Origin of the sequence: Bacillus stercoris, from assembly GCF_029772985.1 — a bacterium.
Lineage (GTDB): Bacteria > Bacillota > Bacilli > Bacillales > Bacillaceae > Bacillus > Bacillus stercoris.
In genome coordinates this window covers 1,635,991-1,660,607 of the sequence record NZ_CP121861.1, presented here as the reverse complement: position 1 = coordinate 1,660,607, position 24,617 = coordinate 1,635,991, and the positions used below count along the sequence as shown (strand labels likewise).

Genomic DNA, 24,617 nt, shown 5'->3' with positions numbered 1-24,617 from the left:
CTAGGATAAGCTATGTTATACCTAAAAAAAGCCTGGATGAAACATTCAGTTCATCTCAGGCTTTAAGGATCTCATTAGAAGAAAAAATCTTACGTGATATTTGGTAATCAGTTATGCCGGGCTAATGATTCCCTTTCTCTGTATGTAAAACAGATTTAACTGCTTCTTCAATCTCCCTATAACCAGTACATCTGCAAATATTGGACTGCAGCCAATCTTTTATCGTTTCATCGCCAGCGTTCGGCTCAGTATTCACTAAAGCATGACAATTCATTAGAAAACCTGGGGTACAATAGCCACATTGAAACGCAAATTTCTCAATAAAAGCCTTTTGGATTGGCGTATTTATAAGTCCTTCAATTGTAGTAATATCCTTACCTTCACCTTCTACTGCAAGCATCAAACAAGATTTCATCGGTACTCCATCTATTAATACCGTACAGGCACCACAATCGCCATTTAAGCAGCCTGGCTTTGAACCAGTTAATCCAAGACGAAGACGAAGGGCATATAACAAAGTATCGGCTGGTCTAACAGTAATCCGTCTTTCCTTGCCATTTATTTTTAATGTAATAGGGTTAGACATTTGGGCCTCCTTCTAATTCATGTAAGGCATCCAAGATTGCATGTTGCAAGACAAATATTCGATATTCACTTGAGCCTTCTACATCATCAAGAATGGGTTTGGGCAGATACTGTAAAGACCTGCGCACTCTGTCTTCTAATGAATAGCTTTTATCGTTGAACATTTTCTCCATTTCAATAGAACGAAAAGGAAATGGACATACGCCGCTAAAGGACATTCTAACCTCTTCATCTTTTTTTAGTGCACAAACTGTCACCAATGGATACCCAACATTCCACTGTTGTCTTCTTTTTATACTTACAAATGGCAATTCTATATACGTTCGATCTATAAGGATATGAAATAAAAAATCCCCTTTTTGTAATTGTATTTCCCTGTTAAATACTTTATTAATAGGATGGTAACGAAGCCCTGCTCTCCCTGCGACTCCTACCAAACTATCGGAAATTAACAACGGCAAGACTGCCTCACGATAATAGATGTTCCCGCAAATATTTCCACCCAGGCTGATTTTATTTCGAGCCGTCCGGTCCGCGATTTCACTTACTGTTTTACTCAATAACGGAAACGAATTTTCTTCCTCCACTTTCGTTAATGACACACCTGCTCCCATCACTAGATAATTTTCATGAAAACGGATGGTATGAAATTCCGGAAGTGCGTTAATATCTATAGCTGCATCCGTATAGATGAGATTCAACCTTCCTAAGGTTATGATTTCTGTGCCGCCGGAATAATACATTGGTGTTTTCTTTTCGGCCGCAAGAGAGTGAAACAGGCGGGTTGTTTCTTGAATGGTCTTCGGTTTAAAATAGTCGAAATCAAACGGTATCATCTTTCCACCCCTCTTGCGTCCTCCATAAATGTTCAGGAATCAGAGGAAGTTGATTCAATTGGACACCTAAAGCAGTGGAAAGGCAATTCCCCAATGCTGCCGGCATCCCCAACAGTCCGTGTTCTCCGCCGCCGCGCGCTCCATAAGGCGCAATCACATGCGGGGTTTCAACAAATTCAATGATATATTCAGGCTGCTCTCCATAGTGAAGGGGTCTGTATGTTCTAAGTTGAGGATTTAATACTCTTCCATATGGATCAAACACAAAGGTTTCTCTTCCTCCAAATGCGATTCCCATACTCATCGCCCCCATCACTTGACCCCTTGCCGCTTTTTCATTCAATACAGTTCCGATATCCACAACAGAATAGGCTTTTGTAATTCGATACGTATAATCCCGTTTATCTAATTCAACTTCAATTCCCTGAGCGCCTACAGCCCACTCGGGTCCCGGCTTTCCTTTTCCTGTTTCTTGGTCTAAATTCGTCATCCGGGTTAATGTGTAGTTGCCGCTCGCAATGATTTGGCCGCCAATGGTATTTCCATTTGGAAATGTATATCCGTAAGCAATGTCTTTTATTTCAACATTCACATTAGGATTATCTAAAAAATAAACCTTTCCATCAGCCACCTCTAATTCCTCAACAGGAACTCTTAACACACAAGATGCCACGTCCTTAAGCTTTCGAATGGCTTCCTCCGCTGCATTCAGTACAGCTCTTCCTCCCATTAAAGTCCCTCTGCTGCCTACGGTTTTCCAATGCTCAGGTGTTGTTTGGGTATCGATAAGCATTTTTACATGAATTTTGCTTATGTCCATTTTCATTCGTTCCGCTAAGATTTGGGCTAACACTGTTTTTGTCCCTGTTCCAATTTCCACTACCCCTGACATCAAATTAATGCTTCCGTCAGGATTAAAGGTTAAAATAACCCCGGATGTTGCATTTGTATCAAATGTTGACGTTTTCCAAATGCAGCTCATTCCCTTTGCCCGTATCTTCCGATCATCGATTTCAATTCTCTGTCCCTCGTCCCAATTCATTAATTCCTTCAATCTTTCAATACATTTTGGTACATTTCCGACCGTGCTTGAATTGAGAAGAACTTGAGTAGGTGTAGTATCACCAGGACGAATGGCATTTTTATAGCGAAGTTCTAATGGATCAATGTTTAGCTTTTCTGCCAATACATCCATCGTTCGTTCAAAAGCAAATAAAACTTCAGCATGACTATAGCCTCTAAATGCACTGGGATATGGATGATTCGTATACATACAATATGAATCACACCATATATGGTCGATTGCGTATGGACCCGTACAATCAACCACTCCAGCTCGACTGACGTCAACTCCTTTATCGGAGTATGCTCCGCCATCAAATAAAAACTGAATGTCTGCCGCCCTTAAGATTCCATCTTTTGTTGCTCCTAATTTTACGATGGCATCCAATCCGATATGAACAGGAGATGTGATCATATCCTCTTCTCTTGAATTAAATAATTTTACAGGCTGCCCACCAACTGCTTTTGATGCTAAAAATGCAATAACCTCTAACTGAACTGCTGCTTTTCCCCCGTACGCCCCTCCTACTAAAGGGGTTTTGACGATAACCTTTCCAGGTTCAATTCCAAAATACCACTCCATTAATTTTTTAATGGCAAAAGGAGCTTGAGAGGATGTGGTGATGATAATCTCTCCATCGGCTCGAATTTCAGCAATCGAGCATCTTGTTTCCATAGCAGCGTGATCAGAAGGATTAAAGGAAATTTGAAACTCCGCTACCACATCACTTTCCCTAAACCCGTCTTCTATATTTCCTTTTCTGATTTTATCTAGGTTTGCGATATTTGTCTTCGGAACCGGGTATACACCTTGCTTCTTCTCATAGCGGTCCAAATGTTCATGGACGAGAGGAGCATTCTTCTGGAAGGCCGCACGGGGGGAATTTACGACGGGAAGAGGTTCATAGGACACTTTGATAGCATCCGCCGCCTTTTGAGCTATGATTGGATTTTCCGCAACAACTACAGCAACTGGCTCACCATGATATCTAACTTTTTTATAAGCAATCGGCGACCTGTCTTTAATTTCTTCACCTACAAGCGGAAAAGGTTCATCACCCAATATCGCTTTCACTCCAGGAATCTTCCAAGCTTCTGAAAAGTCTATAGAAGCAATATTCGCATGAGCATACGGACTAACCAACATTTTTGCGTGTAATGTCCCTGTTTCTTGAAAATCATTTGTATATTTCGCCTTTCCTGTCACTTTTTCAAGGGCCTCTTTTCGTATAACACTTTTCCCGATATACTCCAACTCATTCACTCCCCGAAATTATTCAGTAGTAAAGTGTAATCTTCAACTGTATCTACGTCATAAAAAAGTAAAGGGTCTTGGAAGTTGATCATTTTTCCCGTATTTAAAATACGTTCACGGATGACATACCGAGCGCCTTGATCTTCCTTTAATTGATGTAACACTGGAAAACATTGCTTTGAAAATAAGATAGGGGGCATAGGCAGATGTTGATTTTCAGCAGCTATAAATGAATAGTGGTGCTCTCTTTGATAGGAATCAATTAACGTATTGATGATATCTGTGGTGACAAATGGCTGATCTGCAAGAAGAATGATAACGGCATCAGCCTCATACTCTACTGCTCTTTTTAAACCACATTGTATGGAGTGGCCCTGGCCCTTACCCGCTTGCTCACATTCCACCTGACTCCATTTATTTGACATAGGATATAAAAAGAAAAAAGCCGAAAGCCAATGCAGTGAATCTCCCTTTCTCGTGATAATGAAAATATGATCTAATTTAGATAATAAGGCATTTTTAAGAGCCATACTTCCTAGGGAGGCTCCATTAAGAAATAAACTTCGCTTATCTGTTCCCATACGTCTGCTTGTACCAGCTGCCAAGTATATGGCTGCTGTTTTCATGAGGTAGACCTTTGTTTTCGCATGTTTTTAATCATCTCGCCAATAATGCTTATAGCAATTTCCTCGGGGCCTTGTGCCCCAATGGGAAGTCCAATTGGGGAATGAATATCTTCTGGAATCTGAGCCCCGCCTAATAGTCGTTCCGTTCGCCTCCTAGGGCCTAATACACCTTTATAAAACACATCCATATTTTTGATTTTATGTAAAATGATCTGATCTTTTTGAAAGCTGTGTGTCATAATGACTATAAAATCCCTTTCTGTAATGCTCAGACCCTCCATTACTTCTTCCAGTACTCCTACAATCAAATTGTTGGCTCTAGGAAAATGGCCGTTATGACATAAAGAAGGACGCCAATCAATCACTGTGACATGAAAGCCTATACCAGCTGCCAAAGAAACTAATGGCTTAGCATCTTCCCCTGCTCCAAAGACATATAAACAAGGTTTTGGAACCATCTGATGGATAAAAAATAAATCAGACGTATGTTCATCCCTTTTGATTCCCTTTTCCGTATCATAAAGGGGATTCTGATTTCTCAGTTTTTGAATACAGCCTAGCTCCTTAACATCCCCAGTTCCAAACACGCTGCCATCTTCAACGATATACATATCTTCCCTTGGCTCTAACCTTTTAGTGAATCGTTTCATTCGAGTAACAGACTTTTTTACATCTAAGCATTTCCTTACTGTCCTAAGATTTTTTTCTAATTCCCCTTTTACAGGCTCGAGTAAAACCGTCAAAACACCATGACAGCCAACTCCCTGTCCCCACGATAAATCGTCCTCTGCACTCATATCAAAATGAACAATCAAGGGCTCTCCTGTAGCCCAAACTTGCTCTGCCCTTTCAATAAGATCTTCTTCCAAACAACCGGCAGATAACATTCCAACTCTTGTTTTGTCCCCTAAAATTAACATGGAGGCCCCTTCTTTTTTATAAGCGGACCCCTCTACTTTAATTATGGTAGCCAATACCATAGCATTCTTAGAATTGGCGACTGCATCCAAAATTCGGTGTATATCATCCATTTTACTCCCCCGCTTTTACCTCATTACATCTACATCTGTATATCCATATTCTTTTTTTAAAAAAATATTATAAGTTTTTCAGCAATTTCATTGTTTCTAAAAAAAGAGTCTTTATAGACTTTATGATTAGCGGTGGATACAGCATTTTTGAACGGAGAGATTCCAATAGCATGTTCTGTTCGTTCTGTTTCCAATCGTTTATTTCACCCTGTTGTATGTCTTTCAATTCCTAAAAAATTCACTTAACATTTTTAAATCATTGCCCAACTCAATTTTGTCACTTGAAGAAAAAGCCCCTTCTTTTTCCCATTCTTTTAACGTTTTCGCGATATTTGATACATACTCATATCCTGCAATCATCTTTTGCATCTGTATTTGATATCTTGAAATAATGATTTTATACTTTTTTCTGATAGGGTTGAATTTTAAGCTCCGAGAAGCCGTTTGTAACATTCCTTTTGTCTCATGTAACTCCTGTAGGAGATGGTTCATTTTATACTCCACTAAGTTCTCTTTTCCTTGTCCCCACTCTAATTGAACCCATTTGGACAGTTCTCAAAGTATGTCAGAAAGCTGATAAGCTTTTGAAAGCATGGATCGGAATGGCAGAGCTTTATGTTTAGGTGAGACTGTTTTACTTCAAGAAGAAGTGAACCCGTTTATGCCTGAGTTACGCGAATTTGGTATTATTGTAACTGCCGTTCATAACCATTGGCTGTTTGATAAGCCACGTCTGATGTTTATGCATTTTGAATCAATAGACAAACCTCTCACATTTGCAAGAAAAGTAAGGGAGGCTATGAAAGTTCTTATCAAGAGAACCGTCTGTGCGGAAGCAAAAGTTGATGGTGAAATGATTCAACAGCATGGTCTTTGTGACGAATTCAACGATATTTTAGGTGGAACCATGCATACTTTTGAAAATGGAATTTGCACAGTGATGAGATCACGAACGAATATACAACCAGAAGTACTGGGAAGACCAGGAAGATCATTTTTACTCATTCCTCAGTTGTTTTCATTTGAATCAATGACAAAAGATGGCCGCGCTCTTTGCAGTGGTGAAACCGTGATTCTTCAATAAGAAATCAATCCATTTATTAGTGTGCTTCGGGAACATGATCTGATTGTCACGTCACTTCATAATCACTGGTTGTTTGATAAACCAAGACTGATGTATATTCATTTCGAATCAATTGATAAACCTATCAACTTCGCATTAAAAGTAAGAGATGCTTTAAAAGTTCTTACTGATAAAGAAGTTAGAGGTTAACATGATTTTGCGCAAAAAAAGCGATTTAAAAAATTGCTTTTTACATAAACTAAATGAGCCCTTTAATATAGTGGAAGGGTATTACAACGGGCATTATCAGTCCGTCATTCTTCAGTTCATCCTACGATTTGGGAAGCAACCTTACGTGCTGCACATGTAGCACGAGAAGATTGCAAGTCAAGAGATACAACAGCGATACCTTTGCGGCTTTACACCGTAACATAACGACACTTACTCACACAAAAAATAGAGCAGTAAACTTGTGAGTTACTGCTCTACTCAATTTATTCACCGTTCATTTGTTTTACAATGTATTCAGCATCATTTCCTACGCCTTGAAGCAATGCTGAACCTCGCCTATGCTGCCAAGGCAAACCAATAAAGTACAATCCCTCTATAGGTGAAACACCTCTATGATGTATGATTCGATTTTCTTTATCCAAAATACCTTTTATTTTTATCCAACTAAGGGGATTCCTAAAACCTGTAGCCCAAATAATATTATTTACTTCTAATGAAGATGAATCATTAAAAACGATTTCATTTTGCTTTCCCCCTATGACTCTTGTTTTTAAGATGACCTCCCTCTGTTTTATGGCATGTTTTAATTCGAACCCAAATATTGGATCGCCTTTCTTTTGAATGAATTTTCCTAATATTGATGTATGACTTGCATGTAAAACTCCTAATTTATCAAACCACCAAAAGATGCTTCTTTTTCCAATCAATAAAGGGAAATAAACTGGTTTAGTACTACAAGCTAAATATGTAACTCTTTCTTTGGATAATTCAACAGCTATCTGAGCACCACTATTCCCCCCACCAACTACTAGTACATTTCCATCTACCAATTGTTTTGAATTCTTATATTGTGACGAGTGTAATTGATTAATATTACTGTCTAAATCCTTTGATATTGATGGAATATGAGGGGTATGAAAAGGACCTGTAGCAATGACAAGATTCTTCGCTTGATATTCTTCTCTATTGGTTTTTATTAAGAAATGATTCTTTGATTTTAGGACACTTATTACTTCTGTCCGTAATTGGATTGGGATTTCAAATTTTTCAACATATTTCTTTAGATAAGCAACAATTTCATTTTTTGAAGGAAGTCCATGCTTTTCTCCTTCAAGATGCATTCCAGGCAATGAGCTATACATTCGAGAAGTAAATAAAACCAATGAGTCATACCGATCTTTCCAGCTCTCCCCAACCTCATGGCTTTTATCCAAAATGAGAAACCTTTGGCCGGTCTGCTTAAGATAATACCCTATTGAGATTCCTGCTTGACCAGCCCCGATTACGATAGTGTCGTACATATTAAGCCCTCCATCAATTTTATATTATCAGTAGACAGAATCTGCAAAATGCTATTGATCTCCTCACTATATAATGAGAGAAAAAATTTAATGGTGATGGTGGTCAAGAGGCTTCTCAATTTTGGCCTGACAAAGGATCGTATTATCGTGATGATTCGCTTCGGTTTCCATTTGTATGGTTACATGCGTAATGCCTTTATGCTCAAGCTTATGTTCAATTTTGCGTAAAATATTTTCACTTTCTGAAATGGTTAGTTGATCGGCAACAACAGCGTGGCAGGAAAGAGCATTTAATCCACTTGTGATAGACCATATGTGTAAATCATGAATGTCTTGAATTCCCTCTGTCTCTTTAATTGTATGAATAATGTCAGTGACATCGATATTTTCTGGTGTTCCTTCCATTAATACGTGAATAGCATCTTTAGTCACATTGTAACCGCTTCTTAAAACAAGAATAGCCACAATGACGCTCGCCAATGGGTCTGCCCAGCCCCACCCAAAGAAGATGATAAGTACGGCAGCTAAAATGGCGCCTACAGAGCCGAGCATATCGCTTATCACATGTAAATAAGCTCCTCTTATGTTCAGGTTACCCTCTGTGTCTCCGCCTCTCAGCATAATCCATGCAACCAATACATTCACTATTAAGCCGATAATACTAATTATAAGCATGCCGGTTGTTGCTACTTCTGGTGGATGAGAGAAACGTTCGATTGCTTCATAAATGATGTAAAGGGAAATAAGAATTAATGCAACCCCGTTTATCACCGCGGCGAGAATCTCAAATCGTTTATAACCGAATGTCTTATTGTGATTCGCCTTTTTTCCAGCTAAAGTAAAAGCAATCAGGGCAACCATTAATGAGATTGAATCACTCAGCATATGGCCTGCATCTGATAAAAGCGCCAGACTATTTGTTAAAAATCCGCCTATAGCTTCTATCATCATATAACCTGTAATGATGATAAAAGAGATCAATAAAACCTTTTTATTGGCTCCTTCAGTATGATTATGACCCATGAAAATCTCCTCCTTAACGAAAGTTTGTTGATACATATGTAGTTATGATGTTACATCTGTTATTGAGCATTCTAACGTGATGCAAAATAATTATATGAATGTATGCTCATATATGAATATAAGTTGTTTACATTGAAATGTCAAAATAATTTTTATGAAAATTCCAGATTAGTCTTTAATCTTCCCCATATCGCTTCACAAGAATCATCGTTAGCATATAAAAAGAGAAGCAAACTCATGGTTTACTCCTCTAACTTGGTGATGCTATGTTTGTCTCGGGTAGCTTACACGCACACAGCATTGGGAGCATGTATGAATGCTTTTAAGAGATTCAATACATAAATAAAAACATACCAAATCAATTTGGTATGTTTTCTTCTTGATATAGATCCTCTGCGAATGATCCTTCTCAATTTCTCTTACTTCTAATTTTATGTGTATCAAATATAGAACAAGCAAATCAATTAGAAGCGTTAAAAGGCCATCTATAAAAAGAGATCATCTAACTCCTAGAACTCTTCTGCCATGTTCATTACGTCGTCCCGCCTTCGAAAAGCTGTACGGGCAAATACGTTTCAAGTGGTAAATCATCAAATTCGCCTTCAATTTGTTTTTCTAAAATCTCAATGGCTGTTTTGGAAATTAATTCAATCGGCTGTTGGATTGTAGTCAATTCCGGCAGAATAGCCTGAATGGTTTCTGTACCGTCATAACCAATCACTTTTAATTGACCTGGAACGTCTTTTTCACGTTTTTTAGCTTCTGTAATGACTCCGGCAGCTATGATATCATCACTGGCAAAAATTCCGTCAACTGCAGGCTGTTCATCAAATAGTTTTGAAATGATGTGCCGGTAGTCTTTATGAAATGGCACTTCATATGTAACAGGCTGTCTTCCGTGTTCACGCATCACATCTTCATATGCTTTTCTCCTGAGATTTGCAGGCGTTTCAAGTTCAATCGGCCCATTGATGTGAACGATATGCTGACAGTCCTTTTCTATCAGTAGTTCTGCTGCCTTTTTGCCTCCATCAAAGTTGTCTGAGCCGACAACAGGGACTGTTTCTGATAAGTAATGGTCAATCGCGACAATCGGAAGATTTTGCTGGTGATAATTGAGTATTCCCCGGTTGTAAGTGACGGCGATGACCCCATCCACTTGATTCCTAATCAGCATTTCGAGATATTTTTCTTCTTTATCTATTCGATTTAAACTATTGCAAAGCAGCAGTTTATAGCCCATGGAAGTGCAGATGCTTTCAATATAAAAGGCGAGTTCGCCGAAAAACGGATTGCTGGAGTTTGGAATGATAAGCCCTATTAAATTGGTGCGTTTTCTGAACAAAGAACGGGCCAAATCATTTGGAAAGTAATTGATTTCTTCCATCGCCTTGTAAACTTTATCTTTTGTTTTTTCGCTAATATAGCCGCGATTATTTAATACCCTTGAAACCGTTGTAGATGAGACTCCCGCTATTTTTGCAACATCATGAATGCTAGGCTTCATTCCCTTTCCCCCTGCTTTACTGAAATGGCTTACAATACTCGTCACGCACTTATTTTAGAGAATCAGATTGACATGTGCAAGGATTTTCCATAAATCAAATGGCTATACACCACATTGTTCTTTATATTTTGAATTGTACATAAATTTATGTCAACCGGTTGACACATGAAACCGGTTGACATACAATTCTTCTTGAAAGCGCTTTTACAATTTGTGCAAAAGGAGGGAAAGTAATGAATATGAAAAGATTGATGTTAGGAAGTTTGTTACTGTTGCTTATGTGTGCCATCTGGGGCTGTAACAAAAGCGAAAGTGCAAATAGCGGCGGAAAGAAAATGATTTCAATGTGGGTGCATGTATCTGATGATAACGAGGAAGGAAAGATTTACAAAAAAAGGGTGGATGCCTTTAATAAAAAGTACGCTTCAGAAAATATCGAGGCAAAAATTGAATTCATTCCTCGAAGCGGAAACGGTGGAGGTTATGAAGACAAAGTGAATGCGGCATTAACAACGAACACCCTGCCTGATGTCATCACTTTGGACGGACCAAACACTGCGGCTTATGCAAAATCTGGCGTTATTGCACCTTTGGATGAGTATGTTAAAGACCAGAAAGATTTATTGCCAAGCATTAAGCAGCAAGGCACCTATCAAGGTAAACTGTATGCCATCGGCGTCAGTGAATCGTCGGTTGGCATCTACTATAACAAAAAAATGCTTAAGGATGCCGGGGTTGATTTGAAAACGCTGCCAACAGTAAAAGACCCTTGGACATGGGAAGAATTTCTTGCGCTTTGCAAAAAGCTGAAACATAAATATGATAAACCAGCCATCGATATGCAATTACAGTCAAAAGACGAAATGTTGACTTATGCCCTCTTACCGTTTGTTTGGTCAGCTGGCGGGGATATCCTTTCAGAAAATGGGGAGAAAGCGGATGGTGTCTTTAACCAAAAACCAACCGTTGAAGCGATGACGTTTATACAAACGATGCTTAAAGAGGGCTATACAACACGCACCCCTGTCAAACAAGCGTTTGAAACGGAGAAATACCCGATGAAGATGAGCGGTGTGTGGACAATAACCGACCTGAAAACAAACTTTTCCAACGTCGATTATGGAGTCATGCCATATCCTGTATCACCAAAAAACAAAAAGCTTGTCTCTCCTTCGGGAAGCTGGCAGTTCGCCATGACACAAGCGTCTGAAAATAAAGAATGGGCAGCAAAATTAGTAGATTGGATGACTAATAAGGATTCCAATATTGAATTAAGCCGATCAATCGCCGCTCTGCCTGTACGTTATTCATCAGAGAAAGTGCTGACAAAAGAATTTTCTGATGAAATGAATGTCTTTATGCAGCAGCTGAAACAAACAGGCCATGCTCGTCCGGTAACCCCGGCATATCCGCAGGTCACTCGAGCATTTCAACAAACAATCGATGATATCAGCTTTTATGATCAAAATCAGGATATTCAAAAAGTGCTGGATACACGTGTAAAAGAAATGCAATCTGCCATTGATAAGGCAAACTAGCAGGTGGACGCCATGAATAAAACAATATTGAAAGAGACTGGACAGGCCCTTCCATTAGAAAGAAAAACAGTGAATAAAATACGCTGGCGGGAAAACGCAGTCGCATATATGTTCTTAGGACCGGCGCTGCTTATTTTATTCATGTTTCTTGTGATTCCTTCTATCATGGCTGTGTACTACGCATTTACAGATTATTATTTGTTGACGCCTGATTTGCGTCAGTTTATCGGCTTTGATAATTTCATCAAACTTTTTCAGGATCCAATATTCTTAAAAAGTTTGGGCAACACCGTTACATTTGTTGTCTTTTTGATACCGTTACAGATCGGGGCAGCGCTCGGGCTTGCCCTCCTATTGAATAAAAAGCGCAAAGCCAACGCTTTTTTCAAAGTCGCATACTTTAGTCCTGTCGTCATGTCATTGGTTGTCATCTCCGTTTTGTGGATGTACTTGCTAAATCCAAATGAAGGAATGATCAATAATGTATTGGCGCACTTCGGTCTATCACCACAGCCTTTCTTGACGAGCCCTAAGCAAGCAATCTTTACGATCGTTGCCGTTTCCGCTTGGCAGGGAGCAGGGTTTCAGATGCTGATTTTTTTAGCTGGTTTGCAAAACATTCCCGAGGATGTCTACGAGGCGGCGCAATTAGATGGCATGAATAAATGGCAGCGTTTTATTTACATTACATTACCATTGTTAAAGCCGACATCTGTTTTTATCTTTATCACCACGCTGATCAGCGCGTTTAAACTCCTTGTTCAGCCAATGGTCATGACCCAGGGCGGACCAGTCAATTCAACGATGACGGTTGTCTATTATATTTATCAAACTGGATTTACCGATCGGATGGTCGGATATGCAAGCTCGATCGCACTCTTATTTGGAACGATTATTGGATTGGTGACACTCGCACAACGCAAGCTGGTTAAGGAGGATGAAGACCAATGAGACGTAAGTTCGGGCCTTTGACAATTCTGGAGTATACGTGTCTTGTTCTGCTGGCCGTTCTATTTATCTTTCCGCTCATTTGGATGATTGCATCCTCAATGAAGCCGGAAGCGGAAATTTACAACAACATGAACAGCTTCAAAGCATTTCTGCCCTCTCTTCATCTGGCAGAATGGTTTTCGTCCTATAGGGAAGTGCTGACTCGTTTTGATTTGCTTATGTATATTGGCAACAGTCTTTTTTATGGTTTGTGCGTAGCAGCTGGATCTGTTGTAATTAACGGAATGGCAGGGTTTGCATTCGCCAAACTGCAATTCACAGGGAAAAAGTTGCTCTTTGGCATTTTGTTAGCGCTTTTAATTATACCGTTTGAAACGATTTTAATCTCACAGTTTACAATTATTCATAAAATCGGTCTGGTCGATACACGTCTTGCTGTTATTTTGCCGGCATTAGCGGGGGCATTCAATATTTATTTGTTCCGAAACTTTTTCATGGCAATTCCAGAGGAAATGATTGAATCGGCCAAGCTTGACGGGGCAAATACATGGCAAATCTTCTGGCGGATTATGATACCGATGTCTAAACCAGCTGTCGCCACTGTCGGAACCTTAGCCTTTATCGGCAGCTGGAATGATTATATTTGGCCGCTAATGGTTTTGACGGATAAGTCGAAATTTCCGATTCAAGTTGCGATTACTGCTATCAACAGCACAGAGCCTGTCTACACAAATCAAGTTATGGCTGTATTGACGATTTCCACCATCCCATTGATCTTGATTTATATTGTGGCTCAGCGCTACATTTTGGAAGGCCTTAGCGGTTCAGGGACTGGTATAAAATAGATATCAATGTCGGGTTAAAGGAGCTGTAGAAATGAAAGGCTCAAAAAGTCTGTATTGGAAACTGAGTGCTTATCTATTCTTTTTCTTTTTCACATGGTCTTCCAGCTACTCTTTGTTTGCAATTTGGTTGGGACAGGAAGTCAAATTGAATGGGTCGGCGACTGGGATTATCTTTTCTGTAAACGCTATCTTTACATTGTGCATGCAGCCTATATACGGCTTTATCTCTGATAAACTTGGGCTGAAGAAAAACATATTATTTATCATTAGTGTACTTATCGTTTTTACTGGTCCGTTTTATATCTTTATCTACGGACCTCTTTTACAATATGATGTCTTCCTTGGCGCTATTGTCGGCGGTATTTATCTAGGAACTGCTTTTCTTGCGGGAGTTGGCGCTATTGAAACCTATATTGAAAAGGTCAGCCGAAAATATCAGTTTGAATACGGCAAGACAAGGATGTGGGGTTCACTCGGCTGGGCGGTAGCAACTTTTTTTGCAGGACAGCTGTTCAATATCAATCCGAATATCAATTTCTGGATTGCTTCCCTTTCAGCAGTCATATTGGTGGCCATTATGATGTCCATAAAAATTGAGATGACGGATTATGATAAGGAAAGAGCGGATTCGATCCGGTTAAAAGACGTAGGAGGACTCTTTCTATTAAAAGACTTTTGGTTTTTAATGTTGTACGTAATCGGGGTGACATGCGTGTACGGCGTCTATGATCAGCAATTCCCGATTTACTACGCTTCTTTATTTCCCACATCGGCTATGGGGAATCAGATATTTGGATATTTAAACTCATTTCAAGTATTTATTGAGGCAGGCATGTTGTTTCTGGCCCCCTTTATCGTTAATAAACTTGGCCCTAAAAAAAGCTTGATTCTCGCGGGGCTTTTGATGTCTTTCCGTATTATTGGGTCTGGAATTGTCAACGGGCCGTTCGGAATTTCATCGATGAAACTAATTCATGCTTTAGAATTGCCAATCATGCTGATTGCGATTTTCAAATATTTAGCCGCGAATTTTGATACACGTCTTTCATCCGTTCTTTACCTTGTCGGCTTTCAATTTGCATCTCAAGTAGGTACATCGATTTTCTCTCCGATTGCGGGTGGTTTATACGATAGTATAGGTTTCCGTCACACATATCTTTTCATGGGAACTGTGGCTTTGTGCTTCACAATTATTTCAATTTTCACTTTATTAGATTCGAAGAAAGGTATTGGATATGCTTCACCTTTTCAAAAAAACAGATATAGAGAGGATGTCACAAATGGATAGAATCAAACAGGCAGAAGAAGCGTTGAAAAAAGCGGAGGAAAAGATGAACACTCGTTATCGATTAGGGTATCATATTATGCCTCGGGCAAACTGGATAAATGACCCGAACGGTCTTATACACTATAAAGGAGAATACCATGTTTTTTATCAGCATCATCCGTATGATGAAAATTGGGCACAAATGCATTGGGGCCATGTAAAAAGCAAAGATCTCATTCATTGGGAACATCTTCCGGTCGCTTTAGCTCCCGGTGACTCTTTTGATAAAAGCGGCTGTTTCTCAGGAAGCGCAGTAGATTATAACGGAAAACTGGCTTTAATTTATACAGGTCATAATGTGATAGATCAAGAGAAAGACATTTTCTATCAAAATCAAAATATCGCTGTCAGTCAAGACGGGATCGTGTTTGAAAAACTTCAGGAAAACCCTGTCATTGCGAAACCGCCGGCAGACAGCTCCCGCCATTTCCGCGACCCCAAAGTATGGAAGGATCGTAACAGCTGGTATATGGTAGTCGGAAATTCAACGAAAGAAAACGTCGGACGAGTTATTTTATACCGCTCGCCTAATTTGCGAGATTGGGAATACAAAGGTGTTCTTGCCCAAAGTGATGGAGATCTCGGCTATATGTGGGAATGTCCTGACTTCTTCGAATTGGGCGGCAAACATGTCTTGCTGATTTCTCCGCAGGGCATTGAGGCAGACGGTGATTTATATAAGAATTTGCATCAAACCGGCTATTTAATTGGAGAATATAATGATGAAACAAACAAATTTGTGTACGGTGCTTTTACAGAGCTGGATCACGGCCATGACTTCTATGCTGTACAAACGTTTTTAGATGATAAAGGACGCAGAATTGCCATAGGCTGGATGGATATGTGGGAGTCAGAGATGCCGACAAAAGCAGATGGATGGTGCGGTGCTTTGACATTACCGAGAGAATTAACATTGCGGGATGATCATAAAATTTTGATGAATCCAGTGGAAGAAACTAGGTTGTTGCGAAAATCAAAACATCTGGACTGTGCTAATCAGTTGATTTCAGAGAATTACCTGGCAAAAACAGCCGAAGAGCTTCTTGAAATTCAAGTTGTGTATGACTTAACAGATTGCAGTGCCGAATCAGTAGGGCTGAAAATTCGCGGCCTTGAAGAAGAAGAAACGGCTATCAAATACAGCATAACTGATCATAAGCTCTCACTCGATTGCTCTAAGATGGGGAAATCGCGAGACAGTGTGAGACATGCGCCGCTAGAAGCAAATGGAAAGCTGACACTGCGTCTATTTGTTGACAGATCCTCGATCGAAGTATTCGCAAACCACGGAGAAATAACGATGACTAGCCGCATTTACCCGAAAAAAGATCGATTGGGCATTGAGCTTTTTTCTGAGAAAGGCGCTGTAAGGGTTGAGGAATTCACTTATTGGACTTTAAAAGACATCTGGAAGGAAAATGAATCACTTGAAGAAAATATTTTGCATCGGTAAAACACTGATTGATTTCATTCCATAACTTTATTTCGGCTAGGAAAGAAATCAAAGAAAAATAAAAACTTAAAAATCCTTCACTCCTATGGATTGGAGGAAGTTCAGTCATGAATCCAGGAGTTACGATAGGTAACAATGTGGTTATTGTTGCTGGTTCTGTTGTTGCTAAAAATGTGTTGTAGTTGGGGGCAACCCAGCTAAATTAATTAAACATCTCGAAATATAATACACTAGCGTTTCGATCCATAAAGGAGTTTGATCCTTAAATCAGTAAGGCTTTATTTTGTTTCATCAGCTGAAACATCTAAAATGAGGTAACTGAATGTACCCCTCCCCTTCTGCTACAGAAGGGGTTTAATTGTCCCAGCCATCCCATATATCTTAATGAATGAGCCAATCAAGGCGAAGGGCAGGCTATTTGTGCAGCGCCCTTCCTATTGGAAAGGCGCCTGCCGCTTTATTGTTAAATGTTTTCATCAGTGAGTTTTTATAAAATCATTTATTAATTGATCAGTTGTTACTATTGTGGCAAATTCATTATGCAATGTAGCTAGAGATATATTATGAATAGTCGTGGCATCATAATATGTACCATTTTGGTCTCTCATTCCGAAGGCTGCTGTTGCCTCTGAAATCAGGTATGTATCAAACCCCAAATTACCACTCATTCTTGTGGTTGTTGATACACAGTGAGGCGTGGTTAAACCAGTTATTACCACAGTTGTTATTTCATTTAATTTTAAGTATTCTTCTAAATTCGTACCAATAAAGCTGCTATTTACTTTCTTGGTTATAATGACTTCCTGATCCATAGGCTTAACTATTTCCTTTATAACAAACCCTTCATTCTCTGGATGGAATAAAGAATGAGGTTTATCAGAAGTGTGTTGTATGTATATGACTGTCCATCCTTTTTCTCTCCATAATTTCAGTATTTTACTAATGTTTTCTTCCGCCTTTACGTTATTTCGTTCCCCCCCATTTTTTATCATCGAAGGCTTTTTGTACATCCACAATGATTAAAGCTTTTTTCCTTTCTTCCACAAGATACCCTCCTACGCAGAATTTCTATTTATCACTACATTTTAAATACAAATTTTACTTTTGTATAATTGTTTAATGATGAATTTCAAATGAGCGCCTTCCTTATTGGAAAATGCGTTCTAAACTGCAACTGTGTCCAAGCCATTAACCGCCAATATCTAATCTGGAAACCACTGAATCGACAGAGAATAATAAAAAGCACTCTCATAAGGAGTGCTGAAATGAAAGACTATTGATTTAGAAGCCATTTGATACGCTCAGCTGAAATGATGTAGTGCAGTATGATAAGACATAAAAAGATAATGCCAACTGGTTTTAAGTGACTAAAATAAAGCGCTGCAACAGCCATTGCAAAGATCAATAATTCAATAACTAACCTTGTTACCCCGTTTACAGGTATTACAGTTTGTCCACTTCGACTAGGATCACGAGGTACTGCAAATACAGACCAGACAATCATAACTGCAATAGGTAAAACCAAAGTGAAAACATATTTAAAATAACCATTAAAGCTTATCCAAGCAAACACTCCTATGGAGATTAGTGCAGCGATTTCAAGGATGAATCTTAAAAGTAAATTAGCCTGATTCAGTTTTTCCAACTCCTCTATTAAAAACACCCCCGTAGGAGATGCTCTTTCTCTCCTTTATTTCAGTGTATAAAAACTTTTCTGTTCTTCCTCTTTAGATTCAATTGTGGTTTTCGGCGAGGTTACCTCCATTTTTGAAGAGATGATACCGACTGCTGCAGTTACCAATGCTCCGATTAATAGAACGATGATAAGTATAATGAAATATAACAACTTTCCCCCTCCTATCCAGTTAATTATCCAAATAATCAGGAGGTTGTCTACGATTTGCAGAATTTGTCGAACGAAGTAATGACTATGTTGACCTCGCTTCTCGCTGGGAGGCTTTACTCATTGTATGAATTTAGGTGGTGACGCGGTAATAACCTGCCTTCAGCATGAGAAATCATACCTACATCATTGGTGCGGAAGGTCATTGTTATTTGAAGCGTTTGGAAAATATCGTTGATAAACGCACAAAAAAAGAACATGTTTTGAAAAGAGAATGATCAAAACATCTTCTAATATGTTGTCATAGCGTAACTTTTTTATAAAAAGTTTGATTACATTTTCGGGGCTTCCAAACCAAATTTTGTCCATTCTTCTTTTGCTGGACCATAAATACCTGGAACAGTTAAACCTGCTTGTCTCATGAGAACAGTCATTTGTCCTCGATGGTGATTTTGATGTTGAATCAAAAACATCAAAAGTGAACCGTTAGGGATTTGTTGTCCAATAAAGTTGATATTTTCTTGAAGTGTATGGTCAGTCCATTGGGTTTTTAATGCCTGTACAAATGCATTACTGGCTTGATGATAGCTGTCAGCAATAAACTGAGCAGAAGTTGGAACAGGATAATCCTCAGCTGGGGCTTGGAACGTTAAGTCTGTGTTTGAGGTAATGATGCGAATGGCAGCAACGGTATGCCAAGCAATACGGCCTAGAGTCCAATTTTGTGAAGTTATTTCTTGTTTAAGTGATTCATCAGTCAGACTATTTAATAGTTTCTGTGTAGCATCTGCTTCGAACTCCCAAGATTTCAAAAAATGCTCTAAGGTTTGAAACACAAAAATCCTCCTTTTTATTCTTTTGTTTTTTCTATATCTATAGGTTTATTATAATGCACCATTTCTTTAAAAAGAACAAAAATTTAACAAGCGTGCTGCCTAGTAAATGAATCACTGAAAACTCCATGCTTACACTAACATGCTGATAAGCTCGTGAATGCATATTATTCATTTAATAATGGAAAGTATAGTATGAGTGAAATAAAAACAGGAACTGATGATAATCATACTGCAATTCTACATATCAGCCAGAATCAAACATCATATGAAGACGATCTATATTCTTATCACTTTACTGAGCAATAAATACCTTCCGTATACTTAGTGATACCTTCATCGTAATCAGGATACTTATATTCAAGACTTTCTGATACAGCTTTTGAATACTTTCTAAATAATGCATAGCAAGTAAATAAAGACTTCCACATTTCTTGATACCTACTCATAGAATAGGTAGACATGAGTTCTTCCCATTCTTTATTTGAAAGGTAACGTTTCATAAACTTATAGTTCTTCCCCATACTAAATGAATACCCTTGCTGGGATGCGATATGCCAAGCCATCATTCTCAATAGATTAGGACGGACGATTTCATTTAAATGATCAATGGCAAAAAGGATTTCATTTCTTGCTAATCCTTTGACTACGTAAGTCGAAACCATCCAGAACTCATTACAGCAATCATCAAATTCCCTTGCAGTCGGTTTTTTCGTCCAATATTGGCGGTCATTTGGGGTCACTTCATAGCTGATGAACGTATCCTTATCGAGCAAGACCTTAACCAAACCATCGTTATTAGCAAAATAATCTTCTGCTTCACGAATTGGAATAAGGGTTAGATCTACTTTGTTGCCATCCTCAAAAAGAATAATGTATGAAAACCAATTACCTAATTCGGGAGGGAAAAGCTCCATATCTTCGGGTTTTTGCATCATAATGCGCTGCCCAAAGATCTCGAGCCACTGATCATTTTCTTTAAAAGATTCTATATCAGTTACAAAATAAGAAATGTCATAATCTTGGAAGTTGTCGGGGCGAATATGTTTGTTTGTACGTGACCCTTCTAAAGTGACCAATCGGATTCTCTCATCGTTCAAAGCAAAGTCTAAAAACATGTCCATCATTTCCTGTTCACTTCGCATCGCATGTATTCCTCCGTTTCAGACTTTTCTTTATACAGCCTAACATCTAACTCTAAAACCGAATATTGATTTTATTATGAAATAAAGATTTTTCATTATCAATGGTTGTCAGTTCCATCTTCCAATTTTATGTAAGGTGTCATCCATATATTTTTGTGCACGTCATTTACAACCTTATGTATATGAGCCACTCACGAAATGCTTTAGTCTTCTAAGCTTTAGTTTACATGAAGTTCTCTTATTATTCTTTCGTATCAACCATGTTTATCAGGCGAAAAGACACTTCCATTACCCCTGCTTTAACTGCTTTTTTAACGAATATGAGAGATCATTTTCAGAAAAACATTGGTTGACAAAAAGAAGGAAAACGATATATTTAAGCGAATACGAGTTTTTGAGGAAAATGAGAAATGACACTTTTTCAAAAGTCATGTCTTAACGGGGGGATTCGGTATGAATGAATTTATGAAGAAGCTTTCCTTAACAAAACCGATTATTCAAGCTCCAATGGCTGGCGGCATTACAAAGCCTCGACTGGCATCTGCTGTTTCAAATCAAGGGGCTCTTGGTAGTTTAGCATCGGGGTACCTTAAACCAGAACTGCTAGAACAACAAATAAAAGAAATGTTTGAGCTGACAGACGCTCCTTTTCAAATTAATGTGTTTGTTCCGCTAGGTCTAGAAATGCCGCCAGAAGACCAGGTTAAAAAGTGGAAAGCAAACATACCGTTAGCGAATCAAGCAAATCAATTCACACCTGTGCAAGAAGAGTGGGATGATTTCTATCAAAAAATTGATATGATTTTAAGATACAAGGTAAAGGCTTGCTCATTCACTTTTGATCTGCCGCCGGAAGACGCAGTCAAGGAGCTAAAAACTGCTGGATGCTGTTTAATTGGAACCGCTTCAACAGTGGAAGAAGCATTGTTAATGGAGGAACGGGGAATGGATATCGTCGTCCTTCAAGGAAGCGAAGCCGGTGGACATCGCGGAGCATTTTTACCTTCCAAAGGTGAATCTGCCATAGGTTTAATGGCTCTGATTCCACAAGCAGCAGATGCATTGAGTGTACCTATCATAGCTGCTGGGGGAATTATAGACCACAGAGGAGTAAAAGCAGCTTTAACTCTTGGAGCCCAAGGCGTTCAAATTGGGTCTGCCTTTTTAATTTGTCACGAGAGCAGCGCACATCCAGTGCATAAACAGAGAATACGAGAGGCAAACGAAGCAGATACAAAGCTTACGAAACTATTTTCAGGTAAAGAGGCCAGAGGAATCGTAAATAAATGGATGGAAGAAAAAGAACAGTATGAGACACAAACCCTTCCGTATCCCTATCAAAATACACTAACAAAGGCAATGAGACAGCAGGCTTCACTTCAAAATAACCATGATCAGATGTCTTTATGGGCAGGTCAAGGGATACGATCATTAACTGAGGAAATGTCGGTTAGGCAGCTTTTACATAAGCTTTGCCCAGAGGATATAAAAATATAGGTGCAGCTCATTGTTTGGATAGAGCCAACAAGCAAACTCCGACAGGCAGTTTGCTTTTTTTTGTGATTTCGCACCCTGAACCGTAAAATCATCCAGACTCTAGCCCAGAATCCGAAAACTTGACTGGTTGGTGCGACCTTGATGTTTTCGCCACATTTACATCACCAAGTTTTCACTATTGGTCTTCTCTCTCTTCTCAAGTTTTGCTGCCTATTCAAAAAATCGATAGCTCCCATATTTAACTCGAATATTAAAATCAGCCTTTTTCATTTGATTCAAATGATATGAAGTCATATGATAAAAAAAGATTAGATAGAAAGCGTGAAAAGTTATGAAAATAGGTTTCTTTGATTCTGGAATAGGTGGAATGACTGTATTGTATGAGGCCATAAAAGTTCTTCCTTATGAAGATTACATTTTTTATGCGGACACTTTACATGTTCCATACGGTGAAAAATCAAAGATAGAAGTGAAAGAATATATTTTTAATGCAGTTGAATTTCTAGCCAGTCAAAATATCAAAGCTCTTGTTATTGCATGTAATACAGCTACTAGCATAGCTATAGAAGATCTTCGGAGAAACTTCGACTTTCCGATAATCGGAATAGAGCCTGCTGTAAAACCTGCTATAAAAAACTGTGAGGAGGAAAGGAAAAGAGTTCTCGTAGTTGCTACTCATTTGACGCTTAAAGAAGAGAAATTTCATCATCTAGTAAAAGAAGTTGATCACCATGACCTCGTTGATTGCCTAGCTCTTCCAGGGCTAGTTGAATTTGCTGAGAACTTTGATTTTAATGAAGACAAGATCATTAAATATCTAAAGAATGAACTATCTTCTTTTGATTTGAAACAATACGGAACCATTGTGTTAGGATGCACTCATTTTCCGTTTTTCAAAAACAGTTTTGAAAAACTGTTTGGAAAAAAAGTTGATATTATTTCAGGCAGCGTCGGTACTGCAAATCAGTTGAAGAAAATACTTGCAGAGCGTAACCAGCTTGGTAAAGGATCGGGCTCAATCACCTTTTTCAATTCAGGCCATAAAGTCGATGACCACGAAATCGTATTAAAGTACAAAACATTGTTTGAAATATTAGATGAAAATCAAAGGAGTCATGTTGGGCATTGAATGTAAGGGCTCCTGGTTATAAACAATGCAAATTATGGGTTTTCAGTAAATGTACAAAATGATAGAGACAGTCTTCCGAAGGGAAATATGAACTAAGAAGTGGGCTTCAAAAGCCCACTTCATTACCCTCTTATGTTTATATTTTTCCCTCTCTTATCTCTCCCCCTTTTCTATATTGAATTTCTTTTAAGCACAAGCACCAATTGGAAATTTATAGTTCATTTTGCACTTCATAGGACATTATTTGAGATTACGAATCAACCGTTTGCCAGATCTATAAAGTCATAATGTGTAAATTCTGTGTCTATTTGCATATTTATTATGGAATTTTTTTCATAATGTTTTATAATACAAGATGATAGCGTTTTCTAATTATAATGATAGGGGGAAACAATGATGATGAAAAAAGGACTGCTTGCGGGTGTGCTTACGGCAACCGTGCTTTTTGGCACATGTGCAGTAGATGTGCCGGGTATGATTAGCCCAAAAACCGCAGAAGCTGCATCACAGCTAACTGATGGAATCGGCGGGAGGGCTTACTTGAACAGCACCGGTGCCATTCTAGTTACGAAAATCCAGCTTCCTAGCTCCGTTCAAGTTTCAAATGGGACAGCCTACATCTACTCTGGCTTTAGCGGAGGCACAGAATCCGATATCGGGCTTCAGTACAGTGAAAAATATAATGTATGGAAACCATATATGAAAGTTGGTTCAAAAGGACAGGATCAGGTTCAGTACCTCGAAGGTGGAAGCCAATTCACGAATACGAAAGGTTTCCGTCCAGGCAGCACCGTACAACTTACCATCTACAAAAATCTTAACGGCAATACCCGCGCTACCTACTGGGGCACGAACAATGCGGGATACAACGGCCGTCTCATTTCAGAAATCAGCAAAACAAATGTCGGCTCCATCTCTAAATGGAAAGCACTCGCTACAGTTGCAACAACAGGGTCACGCCAATCTATCAAATCAAATTTTTCAACATCTTTTACAAACATCACCATCGACAACAAAGCCATAACACCTGTGATTGATACTCAAGACTTTGCTAAAGTAACAGTCTCAGGCAACAGTGTCAGTTTGTCCGTTGTGAAAAACTAAAACATGTCGAGCAACCAGTGCGGCAATTGGCTTAAAAGGGGCTTTAAAAGGCCCTTTTTTCATTTCAATTTAACAGTTAGCTTTGGTAAGCAGCCCGCCCGGTAGCCAAGACAGCTAACTGTTTGTACAGCAAAAACCGCTTCAACTTATTAAGGTCGAAGGCGGTTCTTTTTAAAACGAATCACTTGTCTGTATTCTCCTTCTTTTCAGCTACTTACTACGTGATAAGCGCGAAAAATTAAGGCTCCCCTTTACATTCTCTTCATCTGTTTTTTACAGTTGTCAACTATGCATACCGCTCTCTTAAAGGATAGGGCATCTCTTCTAATATATGTTCTTTAGCTTCCCCTCTGATTTCCGCTGTACTAGTAAGCACAGAGTTTTTTAGTTCCCGATTGATACAAGTATACAAATCCAATAATCACCAATTCT

General features: G+C 38.9%; 20 protein-coding genes and 5 pseudogenes. 11 read left to right on the top strand and 14 right to left on the bottom strand.

The annotated features are described in order from the left end of the window. Positions 1–121: 121 nt before the first annotated feature. The 6 genes and pseudogenes from QA442_RS08580 to QA442_RS08555 all read right to left on the bottom strand — a co-directional run. The gene (locus QA442_RS08580; protein ID WP_040082384.1) at positions 122–586 is read right to left on the bottom strand and encodes a (2Fe-2S)-binding protein; all 465 of its coding nucleotides are present in this window, start codon (positions 584–586) and stop codon (positions 122–124) included. After that, positions 579–1,421 carry an FAD binding domain-containing protein gene (locus QA442_RS08575; protein WP_095432894.1) on the bottom strand — a complete coding sequence of 281 codons (843 nt, stop codon included), beginning with the start codon at positions 1,419–1,421 and terminating at the stop codon, positions 579–581. Before QA442_RS08575 ends, QA442_RS08580 begins: the two co-directional genes overlap by 8 nt. Then, the gene (locus tag QA442_RS08570) at positions 1,408–3,738 is read right to left on the bottom strand and encodes a xanthine dehydrogenase family protein molybdopterin-binding subunit (protein WP_095432893.1); all 2,331 of its coding nucleotides are present in this window, start codon (positions 3,736–3,738) and stop codon (positions 1,408–1,410) included. The genes QA442_RS08575 and QA442_RS08570 overlap by 14 nt, the downstream gene beginning before the upstream one ends. 5 nt (positions 3,739–3,743) lie before the next feature. After that, positions 3,744–4,364, bottom strand: coding sequence for an NTP transferase domain-containing protein (locus QA442_RS08565; protein ID WP_095432892.1), 621 nt, complete (start codon positions 4,362–4,364; stop codon positions 3,744–3,746). Further along, on the bottom strand, positions 4,361–5,395 hold the full coding sequence (locus tag QA442_RS08560; RefSeq protein ID WP_095432891.1) for an XdhC family protein: 1,035 nt from the start codon (positions 5,393–5,395) through the stop codon (positions 4,361–4,363). Before QA442_RS08560 ends, QA442_RS08565 begins: the two co-directional genes overlap by 4 nt. Positions 5,396–5,462: 67 nt before the next feature. Further along, positions 5,463–5,950 (bottom strand): annotated as a pseudogene (locus QA442_RS08555) (FUSC family protein); the annotation flags it as partial. 25 nt (positions 5,951–5,975) lie between these two features. Between QA442_RS08555 and QA442_RS08550 the strand changes: the two are divergent. Further along, positions 5,976–6,668 (top strand): annotated as a pseudogene (locus QA442_RS08550) (LppY/LpqO family protein); the annotation flags it as partial. 284 nt (positions 6,669–6,952) lie between these two features. Here QA442_RS08550 and QA442_RS08545 read toward each other — a convergent pair. The 3 genes from QA442_RS08545 to QA442_RS08535 form a co-directional block, all read right to left on the bottom strand. Continuing rightward, a complete protein-coding gene (locus QA442_RS08545) occupies positions 6,953–7,990 on the bottom strand; it encodes a flavin-containing monooxygenase (RefSeq protein WP_095432890.1) in 1,038 nt (345 codons plus the stop codon). 87 nt (positions 7,991–8,077) lie between these two features. Continuing rightward, a complete protein-coding gene (locus QA442_RS08540) occupies positions 8,078–9,013 on the bottom strand; it encodes a cation diffusion facilitator family transporter (RefSeq protein WP_095432889.1) in 936 nt (311 codons plus the stop codon). A 532-nt stretch (positions 9,014–9,545) separates the two neighbouring features. Then, complete coding sequence (locus QA442_RS08535; RefSeq protein ID WP_095432888.1) at positions 9,546–10,520, bottom strand: LacI family DNA-binding transcriptional regulator; 975 nt, start codon at positions 10,518–10,520, stop codon at positions 9,546–9,548. 233 nt (positions 10,521–10,753) lie between these two features. Between QA442_RS08535 and QA442_RS08530 the strand changes: the two genes are divergently transcribed. The 6 genes and pseudogenes from QA442_RS08530 to QA442_RS08505 form a co-directional block, all read left to right on the top strand. Further along, the gene (locus QA442_RS08530; protein WP_255220426.1) at positions 10,754–12,058 is read left to right on the top strand and encodes an ABC transporter substrate-binding protein; all 1,305 of its coding nucleotides are present in this window, start codon (positions 10,754–10,756) and stop codon (positions 12,056–12,058) included. A 12-nt stretch (positions 12,059–12,070) separates the two neighbouring features. After that, positions 12,071–13,009, top strand: a complete 939-nt coding sequence (locus QA442_RS08525) for a carbohydrate ABC transporter permease (RefSeq protein ID WP_069149932.1) — start codon at positions 12,071–12,073, stop codon at positions 13,007–13,009. Then, entirely contained in the window at positions 13,006–13,854 is an 849-nt protein-coding gene (locus QA442_RS08520) for a carbohydrate ABC transporter permease (protein WP_069149933.1), read from the top strand. Before QA442_RS08525 ends, QA442_RS08520 begins: the two co-directional genes overlap by 4 nt. Positions 13,855–13,885: 31 nt before the next feature. After that, positions 13,886–15,142: an MFS transporter gene (locus tag QA442_RS08515; RefSeq protein ID WP_095432887.1), complete on the top strand. Its 1,257-nt coding sequence runs from the start codon at positions 13,886–13,888 to the stop codon at positions 15,140–15,142. Beyond that, positions 15,135–16,634, top strand: coding sequence for a glycoside hydrolase family 32 protein (locus QA442_RS08510; RefSeq protein ID WP_095432886.1), 1,500 nt, complete (start codon positions 15,135–15,137; stop codon positions 16,632–16,634). Before QA442_RS08515 ends, QA442_RS08510 begins: the two co-directional genes overlap by 8 nt. 83 nt (positions 16,635–16,717) lie before the next feature. Next, positions 16,718–16,860: pseudogene (locus tag QA442_RS08505) on the top strand (acetyltransferase); the annotation flags it as partial. A 250-nt stretch (positions 16,861–17,110) separates the two neighbouring features. Here QA442_RS08505 and QA442_RS08500 read toward each other — a convergent pair. The 5 genes and pseudogenes from QA442_RS08500 to aadK form a co-directional block, all read right to left on the bottom strand. Then, positions 17,111–17,678, bottom strand: a pseudogene (locus QA442_RS08500) (cysteine hydrolase family protein). Positions 17,679–17,907: 229 nt separating this feature from the next. Beyond that, the gene (locus QA442_RS08495; protein ID WP_095432908.1) at positions 17,908–18,279 is read right to left on the bottom strand and encodes a YrdB family protein; all 372 of its coding nucleotides are present in this window, start codon (positions 18,277–18,279) and stop codon (positions 17,908–17,910) included. A 45-nt stretch (positions 18,280–18,324) separates the two neighbouring features. Next, positions 18,325–18,480, bottom strand: coding sequence for a hypothetical protein (locus tag QA442_RS08490; protein ID WP_176465956.1), 156 nt, complete (start codon positions 18,478–18,480; stop codon positions 18,325–18,327). A 329-nt stretch (positions 18,481–18,809) separates the two neighbouring features. Continuing rightward, entirely contained in the window at positions 18,810–19,313 is a 504-nt protein-coding gene (locus tag QA442_RS08485; RefSeq protein ID WP_071581490.1) for a DinB family protein, read from the bottom strand. A gap of 287 nt (positions 19,314–19,600) precedes the next feature. After that, positions 19,601–20,455: an aminoglycoside 6-adenylyltransferase AadK gene (aadK, locus tag QA442_RS08480; protein WP_071581491.1), complete on the bottom strand. Its 855-nt coding sequence runs from the start codon at positions 20,453–20,455 to the stop codon at positions 19,601–19,603. 242 nt (positions 20,456–20,697) lie between these two features. On the opposite strand from aadK, the pseudogene QA442_RS08475 reads away from it, so the two are divergent. The 4 genes and pseudogenes from QA442_RS08475 to QA442_RS08460 all read left to right on the top strand — a co-directional run. Continuing rightward, positions 20,698–20,808, top strand: a pseudogene (locus QA442_RS08475) (LysR family transcriptional regulator); the annotation flags it as partial. A 100-nt stretch (positions 20,809–20,908) separates the two neighbouring features. Next, complete coding sequence (locus QA442_RS08470; protein WP_095432885.1) at positions 20,909–21,952, top strand: nitronate monooxygenase; 1,044 nt, start codon at positions 20,909–20,911, stop codon at positions 21,950–21,952. A gap of 331 nt (positions 21,953–22,283) precedes the next feature. Then, positions 22,284–23,081: a glutamate racemase gene (murI, locus tag QA442_RS08465; protein WP_069149941.1), complete on the top strand. Its 798-nt coding sequence runs from the start codon at positions 22,284–22,286 to the stop codon at positions 23,079–23,081. Positions 23,082–23,477: 396 nt separating this feature from the next. Further along, positions 23,478–24,185 carry a YrpD family protein gene (locus tag QA442_RS08460; RefSeq protein ID WP_041521391.1) on the top strand — a complete coding sequence of 236 codons (708 nt, stop codon included), beginning with the start codon at positions 23,478–23,480 and terminating at the stop codon, positions 24,183–24,185. Positions 24,186–24,617: the final 432 nt, after the last annotated feature.

Excerpts from the sequence above, each read along its gene's own strand:
- QA442_RS08580 (WP_040082384.1), bottom strand. The coding sequence starts at position 586 with ATGTCTAACCCTATTACATTAAAAATAAATGGCAAGGAAAGACGGATT.
- QA442_RS08575 (WP_095432894.1), bottom strand. The coding sequence starts at position 1,421 with ATGATACCGTTTGATTTCGACTATTTTAAACCGAAGACCATTCAAGAA.
- QA442_RS08565 (WP_095432892.1), bottom strand. The coding sequence starts at position 4,364 with ATGAAAACAGCAGCCATATACTTGGCAGCTGGTACAAGCAGACGTATG.
- QA442_RS08560 (WP_095432891.1), bottom strand. The coding sequence starts at position 5,395 with ATGGATGATATACACCGAATTTTGGATGCAGTCGCCAATTCTAAGAAT.
- QA442_RS08545 (WP_095432890.1), bottom strand. The coding sequence starts at position 7,990 with ATGTACGACACTATCGTAATCGGGGCTGGTCAAGCAGGAATCTCAATA.
- QA442_RS08540 (WP_095432889.1), bottom strand. The coding sequence starts at position 9,013 with ATGGGTCATAATCATACTGAAGGAGCCAATAAAAAGGTTTTATTGATC.
- QA442_RS08535 (WP_095432888.1), bottom strand. The coding sequence starts at position 10,520 with ATGAAGCCTAGCATTCATGATGTTGCAAAAATAGCGGGAGTCTCATCT.
- QA442_RS08530 (WP_255220426.1), top strand. The coding sequence starts at position 10,754 with ATGAATATGAAAAGATTGATGTTAGGAAGTTTGTTACTGTTGCTTATG.
- QA442_RS08525 (WP_069149932.1), top strand. The coding sequence starts at position 12,071 with ATGAATAAAACAATATTGAAAGAGACTGGACAGGCCCTTCCATTAGAA.
- QA442_RS08520 (WP_069149933.1), top strand. The coding sequence starts at position 13,006 with ATGAGACGTAAGTTCGGGCCTTTGACAATTCTGGAGTATACGTGTCTT.
- QA442_RS08515 (WP_095432887.1), top strand. The coding sequence starts at position 13,886 with ATGAAAGGCTCAAAAAGTCTGTATTGGAAACTGAGTGCTTATCTATTC.
- QA442_RS08510 (WP_095432886.1), top strand. The coding sequence starts at position 15,135 with ATGGATAGAATCAAACAGGCAGAAGAAGCGTTGAAAAAAGCGGAGGAA.
- aadK (WP_071581491.1), bottom strand. The coding sequence starts at position 20,455 with ATGCGAAGTGAACAGGAAATGATGGACATGTTTTTAGACTTTGCTTTG.
- QA442_RS08470 (WP_095432885.1), top strand. The coding sequence starts at position 20,909 with ATGAATGAATTTATGAAGAAGCTTTCCTTAACAAAACCGATTATTCAA.
- murI (WP_069149941.1), top strand. The coding sequence starts at position 22,284 with ATGAAAATAGGTTTCTTTGATTCTGGAATAGGTGGAATGACTGTATTG.
- QA442_RS08460 (WP_041521391.1), top strand. The coding sequence starts at position 23,478 with ATGATGAAAAAAGGACTGCTTGCGGGTGTGCTTACGGCAACCGTGCTT.